Here is a 20,076-nt window from a genome sequence, read left to right as displayed (position 1 = left end):
GCATTTTCTTAAAAAAAACAGAAATTAAGCACTCACATTGTTTAAAGTTTCAATTTCTGTGATAGTGAGCTCTAAGATGGCTGCTTCTTTAAAAGCTGTAAGGTGTTCTTTTTTGGTTGCGCTTACAATGGGAGCTGACACTGCAGGTCTGTGTAAGACCCAAGATATTGCAACAGCGGCAGGAGATACTTTATGGCTTTTTGCTATACTATTTACAGTCTTAATTATGTTTTTTGTTTTTTCATTCCAATGTTTCTTCACATAACTTACTCTGGAAGAATTTTCAATATCTTTTTCAGATGTGTACTTACCCGTAAGTAACCCACTTGCTAATGAAAAGTATGTAGCAACACCAAGGTTAACTTCTTCACAAATATCTTCTATGCCTCCTTCAAAATTAGAGCGTTCTATTAAGTTATATTCCGGTTGAAAAACAGAGTATGCTGGTAAATCATTTACTCTTGATACTTCTAAGGACTTACGTAATCGTTCTGCTGAAAAATTTGAAGCACCTATATATTGTACTTTTTTTTCAGCAATTAAATCTTTAAAAGCTCCTAAAGTTTCTTCAGGAGGTGTTGTTTCGTCATCTTTGTGAGCGTAGTACAAATTAACATAGTCGGTTTGCAGACGGTTTAATGAATTGTCAATTGATTTTTTAATATGTTTTTCTGAAATATCAATACCGCCTTGCCCCATATCCATTCCGGCTTTGGTACAAAGAATGATATCCTTTCGGTTTCCGCGTTCTTTCATCCATTTACCAATGATTTTTTCAGACTCGCCACCTGAATTACCATCAACCCAACGCGAGTAAACATCGGCCGTGTCTATACAATTAATGCCCAAATCAGTTATTGCATCAAGCATTTCAAATGATTCTTTTTCGTTTAAGGTCCAACCAAAAACATTTCCTCCAAAAATTATGGGTGAAATCTTTAAGATTGTATTTCCTAGTGGATTTTTTTTCATAAAAATTTATTTTATATACTAAAGTTGTAAAATACATGTTATTTCAGCAACTAACATTCGACTAACTATTTATTCTTCTTTTTTCGCTTACTGCGCCAAACGAAGAACAATATTATAAAAACCACAGGGATTATAATATAAATTATAATGTCGGCAGGATTTGATAAATCTAACGGTTTATTATTGTCCGGATGCGGAACTTCTTTCGGAATTTGCGCTTCTGCCTTTGAAATTAAGAACATTAATGCTACAAATAAGCTTGAAATATATTTTTTCATGACTTTATTTTAGCTTGAATGTACTTATTTTAGTCCTTTTCGGCATAATATTTAACAAAAGGTGTTAAGAATTTGGATTTATGGATTCTAAGCCTTATCATGCCCTGTTATTAAAATTAAACATAGGCTATATATATGAGACAACTTAAGATTACGAAGCAGGTTACCAATAGGGAGACAAAGTCTTTAAACAGTTATTTACAAGATGTAAGTAAAATAGACATGATTACCGCCGAAGAAGAGGTGGAATTGGCACAACGTATACGTGAAGGTGATCAAGCAGCCCTCGAAAAGCTAACGCGCTCTAACCTTCGTTTCGTGATTTCGGTAGCAAAACAATACCAAAATCAAGGGTTAAGTCTTTCAGACCTTATAAATGAAGGAAATGTTGGTTTAGTAAAAGCTGCAAAGCGTTTTGATGAAACTCGTGGTTTCAAATTTATTTCGTACGCTGTATGGTGGATTAGACAATCTATTTTACAAGCAATTGCAGAACAGGCTCGTGTAGTACGTTTACCGCTTAACAAGATTGGTGATATAAGTAAAATAAACAAAGCGGCTATTCACTTAGAGCAAGTACACCAGCGTAAGCCTACCGCAGAAGAAATTGCTAAAGAGTTGGACATATCTGTACGTAAAGTAAAAAGTTCGTTGAAAAACTCTAACAAGAGTTTATCTATGGATGCTCCTTTTCAAGAAGGCGAAAATGATAACAACTTATATGATGTTATTAGCTCTGGTGAAAGCCCGAACCCTGATAAGTCTTTAATACACGAATCACTCAGAATTGAGATTGATCGTGCACTAGACACCCTATCTCCTAGAGAAGCAGATGTTGTAAGACTTAATTTTGGCCTAGGCGGACAACCAGTAATGACCTTACAGGAAATTGGTGATACGTTTGATTTAAGTAGAGAGCGTGTGCGTCAAATTCGTGAAAAAGCAATTCGGAGATTGCGTCAACAATCTAAAAGCCATATCCTGAAAAAATATTTAGGATAATATTTTAAGAATTTTTAAGAAGCGAGTATACTTTCTTAAATGTATCTTTATGTAAACCAACTAAAGATATATGACAATAGAAATTATACTCGTTTTTTCTATTCTACTTATTACTATAGTGCTTTTTGCCTTCGAGGTATTCCCCGTTGATAAAATTGCACTCTTTATTATTGTATCTTTAGCTATATGTGGTTTGGTAAACCCAGAGGAAGCTATTTCTGGCTTTTCAAACACGGCTACAATAACAGTACTCGCATTAATGATTGTCGCCATTGGTATGGAAGATACGGGAGTGATTTCTACTCTTGCCCGTTTTTTAAAGAAGCTTCACATCCTCCCCTTTATTATATTGCTTCCTGTTTTTATGTTTATAACGGCAGGAATTTCAGCATTTATAAGCACTACGGCAGTTGTAATTGTATTCATCAAGATTATTTCTGAAATTTCTAAACGGTTTAATTTACCAGAATCAAAATTATTAATGCCAATTTCTTTTGCGGGAATATTGGGCGGTAGCTGTACGTTAATGGGAACTTCTACCAACCTAATTGTAAATTCCGTAGCCTTAAATTTAGGTGCCGAACGTTTTTCTTTCTTTGAATTTTCTCTCTACGGTATTGTTTTTTTAGCCGTTTCAATAGTAGTAATAACTATTGCTTCTAGATGGTTGCCTGGCGAAAAAAAAGAGACCATTGAGGATGAATACAAAATTGAAAACTATGTAACCTCAGTTGTTGTTACTGAAAACTCTTCCCTTATAGGAAAAAAGATTGAAGACACCTTTTTGTTCAATAATGAAGATATATCCTTGTTAAAAATTTCACGAAACAGCCAAACCAACAATGCTCCTGGGCGTTATATTACGTTAAAGAAAAGTGACAAGCTTCTATTACTTTGCAATCTAGATAACTTAATGCGACTTAACGAATTTGAAGGCTTAGATATTCGTGAACGTTTAAATGTAGGTGAAACAGTTTATAAACTTGAAGATGTTGAGGAAGAGGAAAAAGATAACCCAGAAAATTTGGGTTTTGCCGAATTATTAATCTTACCGGGTTCCGCATTAATAGGAAAATCACTTAAAGAAATAAGAAGGCAATCCATTCAAAATGCAACTCCTATTGCGATACGAAAACGAAAAAATATTAGAAACACAAAAGAACGGCTCATTAGGAAAGACATAGGTCAAATAGCATTAAAACCTGGTGATAGGCTTTTGGTAGAGATTCCTAAACAAGATATTCCTCGTTTGGAATTATTAGAAAATGTTGCTATTTTACAAGAACATGAAATCCCTGCCGAAAAAGATAATTTAAAAAAAGGTATTGCTTTTGGTATATTGTTATTAATAATTGGATTAGCTGCAAGCGGAGTATTAACAATATTGATAAGCTCTCTACTTGGTGTTAGTTTACTATTACTTTCAAATTGTATAAAACTTACCGATGTATATCATCGTGTAAACTGGCAAGTTGTTTTTCTGCTAGCAGGTATGATACCATTAGGTGTGGCAATGCATAATACAGGTGCAGACCAATGGATATCAGATCAATTACTAATGGTTTTAAGTGGCAAATCAAACGTAATTATAATTGGGCTTATCTTTTTAATCACTATGGTAATGAGCGGTGTAATAAGTAATAACGCCACTGCAATAATAATGACGCCTATCGCCATATCGGTGGCCGTAGGTTTGGAATTACCTTTTAAGCCTTTTATACTAGCTGTATTATTTGGGGCTAATTTCAGCTTTTTTACTCCAATGGGGTATCAAACAAATACTTTAATATATGGTATGGGCTTTTATAAGTTCAGGCATTTTTTAATCATAGGAGGCATTTTATCCCTAATCCTTTGGATTTTGGGTACCTTTATGCTTTCCTCACTACTTTAATTCAATAATAAAAAATTATAATACACTATGGATGAGAAAACATTTTCAATTAATGATGCAGTTTCAAGCTTATGGGATAAATTAGGAGGCTGGTTAGATGCCATTATTTTAAAGCTACCCAACTTTATTGTGGCTATCTTGGTAATGGTTGTTTTTTACTTTTTGGCAAAGATACTCACGAATTTTTTCAAAAAGATTCTCTTGAAAAAAATTAATGAAGAGTCAATAAGGCAGATGCTTGGAAAGATTGTTTTTTCCATAACCCTTATTATTGGTTTCTTCATTGCTTTGGGTGTTATGGACCTTAACAAAGTCTTGACGTCTGTTTTAGCTGGTGCTGGAGTGGTAGGACTAGCTATTGGTTTAGCCCTACAAGGAACGCTAAGCAATACTTTTTCTGGTCTTCTTTTGTCTTTTTTACCAAAAATAAGAATTGACGATTTTGTAGAAGCTGGAGACCATAAGGGGTATGTTACTGAAATTAGCCTTCGCAACATTACTATTCGCCAAACAGATAATGAATATGTGATAATTCCAAACTCGATATTTGTCGATAATCCATTTACAAACTATTCATTAAGTGAACGCTCTCGCGTAGATGTAAGTTGTGGTGTCGGGTATGAAAGCGATCTTCAACAGGTAGAGGATATCGTACTAAAAATTATAAATGAAACCTTTGAACATCGAGAAGGAGAAGCCATTGATTTTTTCTTTACCGAGTTTGGTGACAGTTCTATTAATTTTGTGACTCGCTTTTGGATTGACAGTAAAAAACCGAAACCAAAATTAGCAGCACAACATAAGGCTATTAAACTTATTAAGAAAAACTTTGACGAAGCTGGTATTAACATTCCATTCCCAATACGCACGTTGGATTTTGGAAAAAATAAGCTTCAAATGGCCTCAAAACAGGAGGAATAATTTCTTTTTAAATGCTTAAAAATAAAACGGATACAGCAGTGTCCGTTTTTTTAATGTCCTGATTTTAAGTTTTTTTAACAAAATAATAGGAAACCTTAACTATCCCGTTATACGTGTTTACACGTATATTTGTCCCAACAATAAACCTAAAACTAATTACAATGAAAAAGTTAATCACACTAACCTTACTTTCGGGCGCATTCATATTTACGTCATGTGTATCGAAAAAGAAGTATGTCGAACTACAGAACGATTATAATGAAACTCGTTCAGAACTAGCTAAAACACAAGTCGAAAAAGAAGAAATTGAAGCTAAGTACGCTAAAATTGAAGATAGGGTTTCCGATTATAACTCTAAAATTCAATCTTTAAAAGATACGAATGATAGCCGCTTACAACTAGAAGGTAATGTGGTTGTTTCAAATAAAGACAAAGAAAAAATGAGAGCAGCTCTTGCCAATGTTGATCAAAACGAATTGGCACAAGCAGAAACGCTTGAAGATAGTATGAATCTTATCGTTTCATACAATCTAAAGAAAAACCTTGATAGTTCTTTAATTGGCGAGGGAGAAGAAGATGATATTCAAATTGATATTGACGAAACAGTGGTAATGATTACCGTTTCAGATAAGTTATTATTTAAATCTGGTAGTGCTCGCGTTAACCCAAAAGCTAACAATCTTTTAGAAAGATTAGCTGGAGTTATTAATAGCGAACCTGCTATGGAAGTAATGATTGAAGGTCACACAGACTCTCAAACAGTAAAACCAGGATCGTATATTAAAGACAACTGGGAGTTGAGCGTTAAACGTTCTACAGCAGTTATTAGAAAGTTACAAGACGACTTTGGTGTAGCACCAGAAAAATTAATTGCAGCTGGTAGAAGCAGCTTTCACCCACTTACTGAAGAAGAAACAAAAGAAGCGTATTCAAAAAACAGAAGAACACGAATAGTGATTCTTCCAAACCTTGATAAATTCTTAGCCTTGCTTTCTTCTAATTAAGAACATAAAACAGACACTTTAAAAAGCGGCTTTAGAGCCGCTTTTTCTATTTAATCCACTTAAAACACTAAAAATCAGCATCTAGCAAGTGTTAATATTAACATAAATAAATGTTAAGCAAATCATAATATTCTGTATCTTTACAGAACTTCTTACTTGAGAAGTAATTAATTATGATACAAAGAATAGATACAGACTTTTGTGAACTTAGCATTTATGCCAAGTATGCTATTTTAAAGGTTTTTGAAAATGTCTTTTACGATATTGAAAAAGCAACTATTGTTCATCAAAAATTTCAAGAGTTTTTTCAAAATAAACCATTCGTATTAATTACTGAACGGAATTTTAAACACGAAGTAGATTTCAGTGTTTATAAAGGCAATGCATTACAAAATATAGAAGGGCTTGCCATTGTATCTGCAAATCCTGAGGAACGCGAAAGGGCTGTTTTAGAACAACCACTATTTAATAAAAGTTTCGCTTTTTTTGAACAATTGACCGATGCTCAAAATTGGGCGGAAGCTTTTTTTAGGTAAAGTAAATAATATATAAACACAAAAAAGCTGCTATTTTATGATAGCAGCTTTTTTATTTAATATAAATCTAATACTTAAAATAATACTTTATTTTTTAGCACTTGGCGGAACAGTTGGTCGTACTTCAATTTTACTTGGTAACGTTCGTGGATGCATCGTCAATAGGTCGACCACCAACTTACCAATGTCTTCAATTTGAATTTTCCAAGCTTCATCTCCTTCAGTAGGTTCATTTCCATTAAAATGAGTAGAAACACTACCTGGCATAATCGTACTAACTTTTACATCGTGTTTTCTAAGGTCAAGCATAGCAGCTTGCGTAAATCCTGTGATTCCAAATTTACTTGCGTTATAGGCCGCTCCACCTGCAAAGAAGTTAGTTCCTGCTAAACTGGAAATGGTTATAAAATATCCTTTTTCTTTTTTAAGGGAGTCTACACTCGCTTTCAGCGTATAAAAAGGCCCGCTTAGGTTAGTGTCTATAGTTTGTTGCCATTGCTCTACCGTAAGCTCTTCTACAGAACCAAAATGGCCTAACCCAGCATTAGCAATTACAATATCTATCTTTCCAAGCTGTTCTATCACTTGGTTTACCGCCTTTTGCTGACTATCATAACTTCTAACATCAGCTTCAATACCAATGGCTTTACCTTTACTATTTTCAGTTTTGTTTAATTTTTCAGCTGCTTGTTTTGCTGTTTCTTCTTTTCTTCCCGTTATGGCTACGTTTATGCCTTGTAGCAATAAACTTTCAGCAATTCCATAACCTATACCTTTTGTTCCACCAGTTATAAGTGCAACTTTATCTTTTAAATTTTTCATATAAATTGTTTTTCCCAAAGTTACAAAGCCACGCTGCCAATTGTTATAATTTATCCTTAAATTTGATTTGCTTGCCTTCTTTTAAATTCTTTCAAAATGCACCGTTGTTTATTCATATTATTACTTCTTTTCATTTTTTCTTCGGAAATGAGCGCTCAAAACAAATTAGTTGATATTTCAGAAATGTCTACAGAATTCGATTATGAAATTCGCTATGCAACCGAGAATAATTTTATAGGCGAAGTATTATACGATTGCGCAAAGTGTCTTTTGGTAAAAGAAGTTGCTGAAGCTTTGGTTAAAGCCAACCAATATTTCTGCGAAAAAGGATACAAAATAAAAATTCACGACTGTTACCGACCGTTGGACGTTCAGAAAAAAATGTGGAAAAAAGTGCCACGAGCTACTTATGTTGCTAATCCGTATGACGGAGCATCTGTTCATAACCGTGCAGCAGCTGTAGATATCACATTGGTTACCTTAGAAGGCTGCTATGTGGAAATGGGCAGCGATTATGATTATTTTGGTCGTGAAGCGCATATTGATAATTATAATTTTTCTGAAGAAATTCTCGCCAACCGAAAACTACTTATCGACGGAATGCGAAAACACGGTTTTAAAACCATCAGGACCGAATGGTGGCATTACGGCTATCAAAAAAACTGGCAATACCCTGTTTTAAACGACCCACTTCCCTGCTCTAATTAGGTTTTTTTCCCTCAGCAAGTAAATCCCTTGGATCCTTCCGAACGCGTAAGGGTATGTCTTCTTCGTTTCCGTAGAGTTTCAGTTCAGTAATATCTGCAGGTAAATTAAATCCTTTCTGCTCTAAGGCTTGTTTTACCTCTTGAATAATCTGCCCTCGCAAAACTCGAGAAGCTTTTCTATAGTCAATGGTATGTACCCAAAACAGTACTTTTAAGTTTACTGTGCTGGCGGCAAGCTCCGACTCAATCACGAAATTATCGTGTGTATCGTTATGGACAATATCTTCATTGGTATCCAATATATTCTGAATAATCGACTTTGCAGATTCAATATTATCTTCATATCCTATTCCCACAGTAAAATCAACACGATAAAAGCCATCGGCAGTGTAGTTTTCAACAGGTTTGGTCAATACATCACTATTTGGAACATAGATATCACGACCATCCGTGGTTTTTATATGGGTGTAACGAAAACTAAGTGCCTTCACTTTTCCGAAATGCGTATCAACCATAATCGTATCATTAATATGAAAAGGTCTATTAAATGCTAAAATAATACCTGCTAAAAAGTTTTTTCCAATATCTTGAAAGGCAAACCCTAAAATAATTGCAGCTCCACCAGCAGCGGTTAAAATTCCGGTTGCAATGCCGCCCAAACCGGCAACATCTAGAGCGATCATAATGGCAATAAGGCTGAGTATAATTTTTAATGCCTGTGCAAGAAAACGAGCCATTAACGGGTCTTCCGCTTTTTTTAAAATCCGTTTCTTAAATACATTGGTAATAAGCTGAGCAATTAATATACCAGCAACAACTATAAAAATACCTAGCGCAATGCGTGGTAGTATCGTTAAAAAATGATCATAGTAATTTTTTATTGCGGTTGTTATGGTATCCGTTGCTGATGATTCTTGAATTAATAGCATATTCTTTTTATTTAACCGGATTTCCGTGGATGTCTAACTCAATTACATTTTTACCTAATTTTTTTACTTCTTCAAATTGTGTGGCTTTATCTCCTACTACCACGTAGGTCATTTCACCTTCTTTTATGTATTTATTGATGATGTTTTTAAAGTCTTCCACATTCATTTTCATTAATAAGTCTTGTTCTTTATTAATGAAATCTTCAGACTTTCCATATTTATCAATCTGAGTTAAGAGTCCTAGTTTTGCATTCAATGACTCGTACGCACGTGTGTTTTGCTTTATTACTTTATTTTGAGTTAACTCAACATCTTCCTTGGTAAAGCCAGGGCCATAGTCTTTTACCATGTTCTCGATAATTTTCAACGAAGGTAGGGTTGCATTTGCTCTAACACTTGAAGTAATGGTAAACGGTGCTGTTTCATCTCGCGACGGAATATAAGAGTAAGCGCCATACGTATATCCTTTTTCAATTCTCAAGGTTTGAAAAAGCCGTCCGCTAGAGCCGCCCCCTAATATTTCATTGGCAAAATCTAGTTTTGTATACGCATCATTATTTGCTGAAAGAGCAGGTAAGCCAATGTAGATTACAGACTGCTTAGAGTTGGGAACATCAATAAAATATAAGTTTCCTTCTGACCCACCTGCCGGACGGGCAGGATTATTTTCAGAAATATCTTCGGAAGGAATCGTTACCTTTTCTCCTTTCCATTTTTCAGAAAGTGAAGACAGGGCATCTGTTACACGTTGTTCTTTAATATTCCCTACTACTTTAAAGGTAGCTCCATTTGGAGAAATATTTTTATAAAACTCTTTTGCATCCGCCAATGAAATATTGTCAGCGGTTTCTAATGTTCCTTCAGATGAAACAGCATAACTATTCCCTTCGCCATAAATAAGTTTATTGAAGTTCAGTGACGCAATTGCCCTTGGATTGGCTTCATTACCTTTTAACGAAGTTATTAATTCCTGTTTTAAGCGATCGTACTCTTTTTCATCCCATCGAGGTTCTAACAACATTTCTTGAACTAGCTTAATGGTTTCTTCAAAATTACGTGATAGACAATTTCCTGAAACGTTGATTTCTTCCAAACCACCTCGAATTGATATACTAGACCCCAATAAACCAATGGCTTCTTCAAGCTCAGCAGCTGTTTTGGTTTTGGTGCCTTCGTTCATCAAATCGGCAGTCAACATAGCTAAACCTGCTTTATTTTCTGGATCTAATCTATGACCTCCAGGAAAAGTGATTGTAAATGTCACCAAGGGCAATTCGTTATTTTCAATTCCTAAAACCTTCATTTCATTACCCAGTTTGGTTTGCCAAACTTCAGGCATTACAAAAAGAGGCGCTTCTCCAAAGGCAGGCTCCGATCGATCATATTTTGATGGAGTCTTTTCGTATTCAGCTTCTTCACCTTGCGCAACTTCTTCACTGGCATCCATCGCAGTTACTTTCTCTTCCCAAACACTTGCTTCTTTAGCACCCGATACTGCCAAATTTGGGGAATCTTTTGGAACCACACTCGTCATCACGAAGTTTTTACCTTTAATATATTGGTTGTAAACACGCATTACATCGGCACGGTTAATTTGCTGATATAATTTAGTTCTCTTAGAAATATAACCAGGGTCGCCGCCAAATTCATTATCCTGCACCAACTGAAACGCTTTGTTAAGTACCGTTGCCACTCCGTAATATAACTGGGTTTCCAGTTCAGCTTTAATACGCTGTAGTTCGGTATCGGTAAAACCATTGGTCTCAAAATCTTGTAACCCTTTCTCAATTGCTTTTTTTACTTTATCTAAATCCACTCCTTCGTTGGCGCGGGCACGAATTACAAACTCCCCAGCCAATTCTGAACTACTGTTGTATGAACTCACATTAGGCGCCAATTTCCCTTCTTCCACAACCGATTTATACAAAGGCGATTTCCGACTTCCACTCAATAATTGGCCCAATACATCTAAGGCATATTCGTCTTTATTATAACCTTCAACTGTAGGGTATACCATACGTAGCTCTGGTAATTTTGCGAAATTATCTTTAAAATATAAAGATTTGGTTTCGTTCAAGGTAACTGGCATAGGGTTTAATGCATCTACTTTTGGACCTCTAGGAATTTCACCAAACCATTTTTTCACTAATTCTTTTGTTTTGTCAATGTCAATATCTCCTGCAATGACCAACGAAGCATTAGCAGCACCATAATACTTATTGTAAAATTCTGTAACATCTTCAAGAGTCGCGGCTTGCAAATCTGGCAAGGAACCGATTACCGTCCAACTGTATGGATGACCTTCAGGATACAGATTTTTACGTATAATTTCATCTGTATATCCATAAGGCGCATTGTCAACTCGTTGTCTTTTTTCGTTCTTTACTACTTGTTTTTCACGGTCTAATGCTGCTTGGGTAACGGTATTAATCATATACCCAAAACGGTCACTATCAATCCAAAGAATTTTTTCAAAAGCATCTTTAGGCACAACTTCATAATAAACGGTACCATCACTCCAAGTTCCGCCATTTCGGCTACCGCCCCACTCAGGAATCATTTTACGGTTGGCTCCTACTGGAACATTTTCAGAATCGTTAAAGGACATATGCTCAAAAAAGTGCGCAAATCCTGTTTTTCCAGGTTTTTCACGGTTAGAACCTACGTGCATCATCGTTGCTACTGCTACAATAGGTTCACTTTTATCAACGTGAAGAATTACTTCTAAACCATTTTCTAACGTAAATTTTTCGTAATCGATGGAAAACTCTGTTGCAGCTTTATCCTGAGCTTGAACAGTACTAAAAAATAAAGAAATAAATAAGAAAGAAAGGATTGATGAAAATTTCATAATGTATGTATTTTTTTGGTGTGGTAATCAGCAAAATTTAATTAAAATAACTGCTGAAAAATGGGTATTAAAAATACTAAAACTATGGTTTGATACCGTATCTTTGCATAAAAATTTTGACAATGGATATTTCAACTAAATCCTTTAAGATAATCAGTACGCTTGAAGCCATATCATTTCTGGTTTTATTAGGTATAGCAATGCCTTTAAAATACATTTGGGATATGCCTCAAATGGTAAAAATCGTTGGAATGGCACACGGTGTCTTATTTATTATTTATATTATTGGTGCTTATATTATGAAAGAAAAACTAAAATGGTCTTGGGGAACATTAGGCATTGTCATGTTATGTTCAGTACTTCCTTTTGGCCCTTTTTACGCAGAACGTAAGTATTTATAATGAACCAAGAAATCCTAAAATATTACCTTTGTTGGTTGCAAAATTATTTTGTCAATTCTGGAATGAATGAAGATTTGGCAATTTTTTTAAATACAATGATTAACTCCATTGTACTTACGTTTGTGGTTACCTTGATCGATATTTTTGTTAGAAAATTCATTGTTCAAATATTTAAAGCATTTAGTGATAAAACAAAGACTACGTTTGATGATTTTCTTATTAAAAGTAACTTTCCACGCTTTGTAGCACACTTTCTTCCAGTTATTATCGTATGGTATACGATACCCATTATTTTTATTGAATATCAACTTATTTTAAAGTTCCTACTTCGGATAATTGATGTGTATCTAATTATACTTATCGTTCTTATTTTCCGAAGTATTTTAAAGACCACCCGAAGTTACTTAGAACACAAACCCCGTTTTCACGACAAACCCCTACAAAGTTACCAGCAAGTATTAATGATTTTTGGTTGGGGCATTGGCATCTTCTTTATCATTAATATTTTAACTGGATACTCCATTTTTAGCCTTGCAACATTAGGAGCTGCATCTGCTGTACTGTTACTTATTTTTAAGGATACTATTTTAGGCTTTGTGGCTAGTATTCAGGTATCGGTAAATGATATTGTACGTATTGGAGACTGGATAACCTTTAGCAAGTATGGGGCAGATGGCTATGTTACCGAAATAAGCCTTGCAACCGTTACAGTTCAAAACTTTGACCATACGTTTACTACTATTCCTACGTACAGTTTAATTTCAGATTCCTTCCAAAACTGGCGTGGTATGCAGGAATCTGCTGGAAGACGCATTAAACGATCGTTGTTTATTAAGCAAACTTCCGTTAAGTTTTTGTCTTCGGAAGAAATTGAAGAATTGAAAAAAGTTCAATTAATCAAACCTTATATTGAACACAGAGAACGGGATGTTCAAAAATACAACCAAAATACCGAGGCCGATAAGTCAGTTCTTTTAAATGGTCGTAATCAAACTAATTTAGGAATTTTCAGAAAATATGCTGATGCGTTTCTTCATGAAAATCCTGCTATCAACAAAGATCTGTTTTTAATGGTGCGTCATTTAGCACCGACTGACCGTGGTATTCCTATTGAAATATTCTGCTTTAGTTATGACAAACGTTGGGAAAATTACGAACATATTCAAGCCGATATTTTTGACCACCTAATTGCAGCAATTCCCTACTTTGGGTTGGAGCTTTTTGAAATACCTTCAGGAAAAGATGTTTCTCAAATTTCTGCTAAATTTAATTCAAGTAACTAACAAAACTTTATCTTTAGGGGAACAAACTATTTTTTCCCTTCATGAAATTAAAACCAATACTCCAAATTTTTGGTGGATTAGCAATTATTTTAACCCTAATTCCTTTAATTGCAATCGACTATTGGTGGATTAGAATATTCGATTTTCCTCATATTCAACTTACTATTTTAACCTTCACGGCACTTGTCACCTATTTTATGCGTTTTGAAATTAAGCGTGCGGGCGATTATCTTTTCGTTATAGGGCTTCTTAGTTGTTTTATTTTTCAACTTACTAAAATATACCCTTACACCCCCTTTGCGGATTATGAAGTATTAGAAGCTAAAAATAATAATCCTGAAAAGACCATTTCATTATACACGGCAAATGTGTACCAAAAGAATAAAGAAAAAGAGAAACTTATTCAGGATATAAAAAAACACAATGCCGACATTCTTCTATTTGTTGAAACCAATACTGGTTGGAAAGAAAATATTGATGCTAACATTTCCAAAGATTATAAATACAAAGTAGCAGTTCCTTTAAATAACACATACGGAATGCTGCTTTATTCTAAATTCAAGTTAATAGAACCACAAGTAAAATATTTGGTTGATAAAGACATCCCGTCAATTCATACACAGGTTTTATTACCTTCAGAAGACACCATACAGCTATACACCATCCATCCTACACCGCCTATGCCGCAACATAACCCCAAATCTTCTGACAGAGATGCAGAAATGATGAAAATAGCAAATTTGAGTAGACAATCTAAACACCCAGTACTTGTAATTGGAGATTTTAACGATGTGGCCTGGTCTGCAACTACATCACTTTTTTATAATGTTGCCGAGTTATTGGACATTCGTAAAGGACGTGGATTTTATAACACGTTCGATGCAAAAAGCTTTATCATGCGTTGGCCGTTAGATCATATTTTTATTTCAAGTGAATTTAGGTCTTTAGAGGTTTCATTAGGTAGCGATATAAATTCAGATCATTTTCCTACCTATACTAAATTGAGTTATGAACCTGAAAATGCTTTGGAGCAACAACCAAAAAAACCTACAGAAAATCAATTACAACGTGCCAAAGAACAAGCCAATGGAGTCCAAAAAGTAGAACTAGACATGTAGCGATTTACATTTAGTCTTCTAATCGATCTTTTACAAATTCTATTTCTTTTTTACCGTGAGGTTTAGGCTTTCCGTTTTCATCTAAACTTACCATAATAATGGTATCTATAGTAATAATAACCTCTCGGGTCATTTTATTACGGACTTCACAAGCGAGTGTTAACGAAGAAGTTCCAAACTTTACAGCTTCTAAGCCTATTTCAACAATATCCCCTTTTTTTGCTGAGCTTCGAAAATTAATCTCGCTCATATATTTAGTTACTGTTTTTGGATTTTCTAGTTGAATAATGGCATATAAAGCCGATTCTTCATCGATCCACTCTAACAATCTACCGCCAAATAAGGTGCCATTTGGGTTTAAATCTTCAGGTTTTATCCATTTACGGGTATGAAAGTTCATTTAAAATAAGGTTTTAGTTTTATCCATTTTTGGAATTTTTACATCGGTGCCAAAGCGCTCATTTGCTTTTTCAATAAAATAAGCTGAAAGTAAAGGTGATGCTTTTTCAATATTTTGATGTACAAAAAAGTAGATGTTTTGTAAGCCTTGATCAACCCATTCTTCTAGTCTATCAAGCCAATCATCTAAACGCGTATAATCACTTTCATGATTAGAGCCGTTATATCGAATAAAAGCACTATCGGTTGTCATGCGCATATGTAGTAAATCTCGCCGTCCAGCAGAATCGACTATAATGTTTGTAACATCATTCTTTTCAAGAATATCATACAATTCCTCTGAAGCTGCTTCATCATTAAACCAATCTGTATGTCGAAATTCCACCGCAATACGCATATCATTAGGTATTGCCTTAAAAAATAGGTCTAACCTATCCATATTGGTTGGCTTAAAGTTATTGTGTGTTTGCACAAAGGGCATTTCTAATTTTTCTTTTAAATTAGAAGCATTTAATAGGTAATCATTCAAATAGTCTTCAAAATCATTGAGCCGCTTCCAATGTGAAACACCTTGAAAAAACTTCGGAAAAAAACGAAAGTCATCTGGGGTTTTATCGTACCAACCTGCAAAAACATCGGCCGGAAAAATGCGGTAAAAAGTAGCATTTAGTTCAATACTATTAAATTGTCTAGAATAATATTCCAACTCATCTTTAGTACCTCTAGGATAAAAACCTTTTAAATCTGCGCGGTTCCATTTGGCACAACCTACATATAAATTAGGTGTGGAAACAGGTTTATAGTTAGAAAGCGTTTTTTTAGTGTCCGGATGGTCTACAGGTAATGTAAAATCTATTTTTGAGGGGTCGTCAACTTTACCAAATTTCATAGCATCTATCTTTTAAAGTAAAGATACGAGTTTTGTTACTTTTTTCTTCTGAAAAAAAATTCAATATATTGTAACAAAATCATTAAAAAAGTGTCTTACTTTTACAATAAACCATAACATATAAAACATGAAAACTGCAAAAACACTATTCATCGCTTTATTGCTCGTTACTGTAGCTCCTATTTCGGCTCAAACAGCAGATGAAATTATTGATAACTATTTTGAAACAACTGGAGGTAAAGATAATTGGGGTAATCTGGAAGCCATTAAAATTTCAGGAAGTGTAAGTGCGCAAGGAATGGAAATTCCTGTGGATGTTATCCAAACCAAAGATGGAAAACAATTAGTAACTATCAACTTTCAAGGTCAAGAAATTAAACAAATGGCTTTTGATGGTGAAACACTTTGGACTACTAATATGATGACCATGCAAGCTGAAAAAAGTGATGCTGAAATGAACCAAAACATGAAGCAGCAAGCTAAGAAGGACTTTCCTTCTCCATTTTTCAACTACAAAGAAAAAGGATATATGGTGGAATCTATGGGTAAGGAAACTATTGAAGGGACAGAAACGTATAAAGTTAAATTAACTAAAGAACCGATGATGGTTGATGGCGAAGAAGTTCCAAATGTAACATATTACTTTTTTGAAACCGAAAATTTTGTTCCAATTGCCACTCAAAATGAGGTTCAACAAGGTCCTATGAAAGGACAAACTGTAACAAATTCTATGAGTGATTATCAAGAAGTGGATGGTTTATATTTCCCTTTTGATATGGGAATTTCTGGCCAGAACCTTAAAGTAAAAGATATTACACTAAACCCAGAAACCAATGAGGGAATGTTTGCTTTCCCTGAATAATTTAATAGTACAACTTAAAAATCCCCGCTCGACGGGGATTTTTTATTCTAAGTCGTAATTCACTTCAAAATACCAACCCATGAAAAAACTACTGTACACCATATTGATATTAGCCTTCTTGCCCGTATCAATTTCAGCTCAAGAAACCGCTTTAAAAGGAAAAGAATTATTTGGCGATATGGAAGCTCGCCATATAGGCCCTGCATTAATGAGCGGTCGCATTAATGATATTGAAATGCACCCTAGCAATACTCGTATCATATATATTGGTACCGCCGGTGGTGGCGTTTGGAAGTCTAGTAATGGAGGAGCTACATTCTCCCCTATTTTTGATGAACATGTACAATCTATTGGAGTAGTGACATTAGACCCAAAGGATCCCGATCAAACTATTTGGGTAGGTACTGGTGAAACTTGGACACGTAATTCAGTTTCTGTTGGCGATGGATTGTTTAAATCTACAGACGGTGGAAATAATTGGGAAGAGATTCCTGGTTTTGAAAACAGTGAACGAATTGCCTCCGTAGTCATTAACCCTAATAATACCGATGAAGTATATGTAGGGGTTTTAGGCGCATTATGGAGCGATAGCGAAGATCGAGGTGTTTATAAAACAACTGATGGCGGAAAAACTTGGAATAAAATGTTATATGTGGGACCTTCTACTGGAGCGGCAGATGTAATAATGGACCCAAAAAACCCAAATGTATTGTATGCTTCTATGTGGCAATTTAAGCGTACGGGATGGAGTTTTAATTCTGGTGGTGAAAACAGTGCCTTATACAAATCTACCGACAGCGGAAAAACTTGGAATAAAATACATAACGGTTTCCCCGAAGGCGATTTAGGTAGAATTGCTATTGCAGTTGCTCCAAGTGACAATAATACTTTGTATTCTGTATTGGAAACTGAAGAAAAAGATAAAAACGGACTTTGGAAATCTACAGACGCCGGAAAAAGTTGGGAACATTTAAACAATGATTTTGGTTTAACCGTTCGCCCTTTTTACTTTTCGCGTATTACCGTTGACCCTAAAAACCCTAATATTGTTGTAAAAGGCGGTCTCACTGGTTCCATAAGCCGAGATGGTGGTAAAACCTTCAAAAATCTTGGGAATATGCATGCTGATATTCATGATATCACGTTCCATATAAACGATAGCGATATTATGTATTCAGCTACCGATGGTGGGCTGTACCGCTCTTGGAATGGTGGTTCCGTATTTGAGATTGTTGAAGATCTTCCTCTCTCACAATTTTATCACATAAGTACTGACGATGCCGAACCTTATAACGTGTATGGTGGTTTGCAAGACAATGGAAGCTGGTATGGACCATCTTCTTCTCCAGGAGGTGTAAATGCTCGTGACTGGAATAGTGTGGGATATGGCGACGGATTTAGAGTTTTAAAACACCCAACCAAAAACATTATTTATTCTGAAATGCAAGGAGCTCAAAATGTTTGGCAGTATGATGTAGACAGAAATAGAACTAGAACCATCCAACCATTACCAAAAAAAGGAGATGCTGAATTACGCTTTAATTGGAATGCTCCAATGGCAGTAAGTACTCACGCCCCTGATCGTTTTTATATGGGAAGCCAATTTTTACATAAAAGTGAAGATATGGGCGAAACGTGGCAGATTATTTCTCCAGATTTAACAACTAATGACCCTGAGAAACAAAATCAATCAGAATCTGGAGGGCTTTCGGTAGATAATAGCGGCGCTGAAAACCACACAACCATTTTTACAATTGCAGAATCTCCTTTAGATGAAAACATTATTTGGGTAGGAACAGACGATGGAAATGTACAAGTAACAACAAATGGTGGAAAAAACTGGAAGAATGTTACTGAAAACTTAACAGGTGTTCCAACAAATACTTGGGTATATCACATTGAGGCAAGTGTACATGGAAAAGGAACAGCTTATGCTGTTTTTGAAGGTCATACCACAGGCGATATGAAACCCTATGCATTGAAAACTACAGATTATGGTAAAACTTGGAAGTCGATTGTTTCAGAGGACATTCAAGAGAATGCTTTTGTTCGAAATATTCAAGAAGACTACGAAAATGAAGATTTGCTATTCTTAGGAACCGAAATGGGTTTATATGTTACTATTGATGGCGGAAACAATTGGTCACAATTCACAAATAACATGCCACCGGTTGCCGTTCATTTTATCGATATGCAAAAGCAAACTAATGATATCGTAATGGGCACACACGGACGAGGCGTAATCATTATAGATGACATTAGTCCTTTACGGCAACTTACCCCATCAATTTTAGAAGAAGATGTTCACTTTTTCGATACGGAAGCTTTCACTATGCCAGAAGAAAGTGGCTTTAGCGGTAGTTTTGGAACTGAAACACAATTTGTAGGGGGCAATAAACCAACTTCAGCTAGGATAGCTTACTATTTGAAGAAGCGACATACATTCGGAAAAATGGAAATGGAAGTCCAAGATATGGAAGGAAACAAAGTAGCTTCCCTTACTCCTGGAAAATCAAAAGGCATCAATATTGTAAACTGGAGTTATACAACTTCTACTCCAAAAATGGCAGCTGGGAAAACACTTTCATACGGAGGTTTCACAGCACCTCGGGTACCTGCAGGAACATACAAAGTAGTATTGACAAAAGGTAAAGACACCTACGAATCTTCAATAGATGTAAAATATGATGAAAAATCATTAACTACGTTAGCTGAACGTAAAGAGCAAGAGCAATTAACAACACAACTATTTAATATGGTGGAAGATCTAGCCTATATGGTGTATGAATTAGGCGAATTGCAAACCAAAGCTAAAACTATAATTGAAAATAACCCTAAAGGTAAAAAGGATGCTCAAAAACTGTATGACGCATTGGAAGACCTTCGGAAAGATTTGGTTGTGACAACCGGTGATAATTATGTTGCTTCTGCTGAACCAGAATTAAGAGAACGCATGGCAGATTTATATTCGAGTATTGCAGGTACTTTTAGTCGAGTAACAGCATCTCAAAAGCAAAATTTAGAGTTAATTTCTGAAGAGTTTACAGAGGTTAAAAAACGTTATCAAAAGATTAAAGATAAGGAAGGTGAAAAATTAATGAAATTCTTAGAAAAGAATGAGATTGAAAAGCCAACCATCAAAACCAAAGAAGAATTTCTTTCGAAAAAATAGCTAAACAATACTCTTAAAAAAAGCTCGCAATTAAAT

18 protein-coding genes are annotated in these 20,076 nt (G+C 35.1%); 11 read left to right on the top strand and 7 right to left on the bottom strand.

The window, feature by feature from the left end; genetic code table 11:
• Positions 1 to 24 precede the first annotated feature (24 nt).
• Both DZ858_RS12705 and DZ858_RS12700 read right to left on the bottom strand, forming a co-directional pair.
• Positions 25 to 972 carry an aldo/keto reductase gene (locus tag DZ858_RS12705; protein WP_117160040.1) on the bottom strand — a complete coding sequence of 316 codons (948 nt, stop codon included), beginning with the start codon at positions 970 to 972 and terminating at the stop codon, positions 25 to 27.
• Between the two features lie 65 nt (positions 973 to 1,037).
• Positions 1,038 to 1,250 (bottom strand): adenylosuccinate synthetase, encoded by a 213-nt coding sequence (locus DZ858_RS12700; protein ID WP_239990785.1) that lies wholly within the window; start codon positions 1,248 to 1,250, stop codon positions 1,038 to 1,040.
• 135 nt (positions 1,251 to 1,385) lie between these two features.
• Here DZ858_RS12700 and DZ858_RS12695 point away from each other — a divergent pair, with 135 nt between their 5' ends.
• The 5 genes from DZ858_RS12695 (at position 1,386) to DZ858_RS12675 (ending at position 6,607) form a co-directional block, all read left to right on the top strand.
• On the top strand, positions 1,386 to 2,252 hold the full coding sequence (locus tag DZ858_RS12695) for a sigma-70 family RNA polymerase sigma factor (RefSeq protein WP_116693672.1): 867 nt from the start codon (positions 1,386 to 1,388) through the stop codon (positions 2,250 to 2,252).
• A gap of 70 nt (positions 2,253 to 2,322) precedes the next feature.
• Positions 2,323 to 4,146 (top strand): SLC13 family permease, encoded by a 1,824-nt coding sequence (locus DZ858_RS12690; RefSeq protein WP_117160039.1) that lies wholly within the window; start codon positions 2,323 to 2,325, stop codon positions 4,144 to 4,146.
• Positions 4,147 to 4,173: 27 nt separating this feature from the next.
• The gene (locus DZ858_RS12685; protein ID WP_117160038.1) at positions 4,174 to 5,067 is read left to right on the top strand and encodes a mechanosensitive ion channel family protein; all 894 of its coding nucleotides are present in this window, start codon (positions 4,174 to 4,176) and stop codon (positions 5,065 to 5,067) included.
• A 161-nt stretch (positions 5,068 to 5,228) separates the two neighbouring features.
• Complete coding sequence (locus DZ858_RS12680) at positions 5,229 to 6,071, top strand: OmpA family protein (protein WP_117160037.1); 843 nt, start codon at positions 5,229 to 5,231, stop codon at positions 6,069 to 6,071.
• A gap of 173 nt (positions 6,072 to 6,244) precedes the next feature.
• Positions 6,245 to 6,607, top strand: a complete 363-nt coding sequence (locus tag DZ858_RS12675; protein WP_117160036.1) for a hypothetical protein — start codon at positions 6,245 to 6,247, stop codon at positions 6,605 to 6,607.
• Between the two features lie 87 nt (positions 6,608 to 6,694).
• Here DZ858_RS12675 and DZ858_RS12670 read toward each other — a convergent pair whose 3' ends face one another.
• Entirely contained in the window at positions 6,695 to 7,429 is a 735-nt protein-coding gene (locus tag DZ858_RS12670) for an SDR family oxidoreductase (protein ID WP_117160035.1), read from the bottom strand.
• Between the two features lie 147 nt (positions 7,430 to 7,576).
• Here DZ858_RS12670 and DZ858_RS12665 point away from each other — a divergent pair, with 147 nt between their 5' ends.
• Positions 7,577 to 8,137 (top strand): M15 family metallopeptidase, encoded by a 561-nt coding sequence (locus DZ858_RS12665; RefSeq protein ID WP_239990784.1) that lies wholly within the window; start codon positions 7,577 to 7,579, stop codon positions 8,135 to 8,137.
• Here the strand turns inward: DZ858_RS12665 and DZ858_RS12660 are convergent.
• Both DZ858_RS12660 and DZ858_RS12655 read right to left on the bottom strand, forming a co-directional pair.
• Positions 8,130 to 9,065: a mechanosensitive ion channel family protein gene (locus tag DZ858_RS12660; RefSeq protein ID WP_117160033.1), complete on the bottom strand. Its 936-nt coding sequence runs from the start codon at positions 9,063 to 9,065 to the stop codon at positions 8,130 to 8,132. The two genes, DZ858_RS12665 and DZ858_RS12660, sit on opposite strands and share 8 nt — an antisense overlap.
• 7 nt (positions 9,066 to 9,072) lie before the next feature.
• Positions 9,073 to 11,916: a M16 family metallopeptidase gene (locus DZ858_RS12655; protein ID WP_117160032.1), complete on the bottom strand. Its 2,844-nt coding sequence runs from the start codon at positions 11,914 to 11,916 to the stop codon at positions 9,073 to 9,075.
• Between the two features lie 122 nt (positions 11,917 to 12,038).
• Between DZ858_RS12655 and DZ858_RS12650 the strand changes: the two genes are divergently transcribed.
• From DZ858_RS12650 to DZ858_RS12640, 3 genes are read left to right on the top strand one after another with little or no spacing between them, the layout of a single operon-like run.
• Positions 12,039 to 12,317 carry a DUF3817 domain-containing protein gene (locus DZ858_RS12650; RefSeq protein WP_193550708.1) on the top strand — a complete coding sequence of 93 codons (279 nt, stop codon included), beginning with the start codon at positions 12,039 to 12,041 and terminating at the stop codon, positions 12,315 to 12,317.
• Entirely contained in the window at positions 12,317 to 13,600 is a 1,284-nt protein-coding gene (locus tag DZ858_RS12645) for a mechanosensitive ion channel family protein (RefSeq protein ID WP_117160031.1), read from the top strand. The genes DZ858_RS12650 and DZ858_RS12645 overlap by 1 nt, the downstream gene beginning before the upstream one ends.
• Positions 13,601 to 13,641: 41 nt before the next feature.
• Positions 13,642 to 14,718, top strand: coding sequence for an endonuclease/exonuclease/phosphatase family protein (locus tag DZ858_RS12640; RefSeq protein WP_117160030.1), 1,077 nt, complete (start codon positions 13,642 to 13,644; stop codon positions 14,716 to 14,718).
• 10 nt (positions 14,719 to 14,728) lie between these two features.
• On the opposite strand, the gene DZ858_RS12635 is transcribed toward DZ858_RS12640, so the two are convergent.
• Positions 14,729 to 15,118 carry an acyl-CoA thioesterase gene (locus DZ858_RS12635; protein WP_117160029.1) on the bottom strand — a complete coding sequence of 130 codons (390 nt, stop codon included), beginning with the start codon at positions 15,116 to 15,118 and terminating at the stop codon, positions 14,729 to 14,731.
• Positions 15,119 to 16,006: a DUF72 domain-containing protein gene (locus tag DZ858_RS12630; protein WP_117160028.1), complete on the bottom strand. Its 888-nt coding sequence runs from the start codon at positions 16,004 to 16,006 to the stop codon at positions 15,119 to 15,121. It abuts the gene before it with no gap.
• A gap of 127 nt (positions 16,007 to 16,133) precedes the next feature.
• On the opposite strand from DZ858_RS12630, the gene DZ858_RS12625 reads away from it, so the two are divergent.
• Together DZ858_RS12625 and DZ858_RS12620 are read left to right on the top strand one after the other, a co-directional pair.
• A complete protein-coding gene (locus tag DZ858_RS12625) occupies positions 16,134 to 16,868 on the top strand; it encodes an outer membrane lipoprotein-sorting protein (RefSeq protein WP_117160027.1) in 735 nt (244 codons plus the stop codon).
• Positions 16,869 to 16,947: 79 nt separating this feature from the next.
• A complete protein-coding gene (locus DZ858_RS12620) occupies positions 16,948 to 20,040 on the top strand; it encodes a WD40/YVTN/BNR-like repeat-containing protein (protein ID WP_117160026.1) in 3,093 nt (1,030 codons plus the stop codon).
• The last annotated feature ends 36 nt before the right edge of the window (positions 20,041 to 20,076 follow it).

Origin of the sequence: Marixanthomonas ophiurae, from assembly GCF_003413745.1 — a bacterium.
GTDB lineage: Bacteria > Bacteroidota > Bacteroidia > Flavobacteriales > Flavobacteriaceae > Marixanthomonas > Marixanthomonas ophiurae.
The sequence above is the reverse complement of the archived record's forward strand: the minus strand, read 5'-3'. Positions and strand labels throughout refer to the sequence as shown.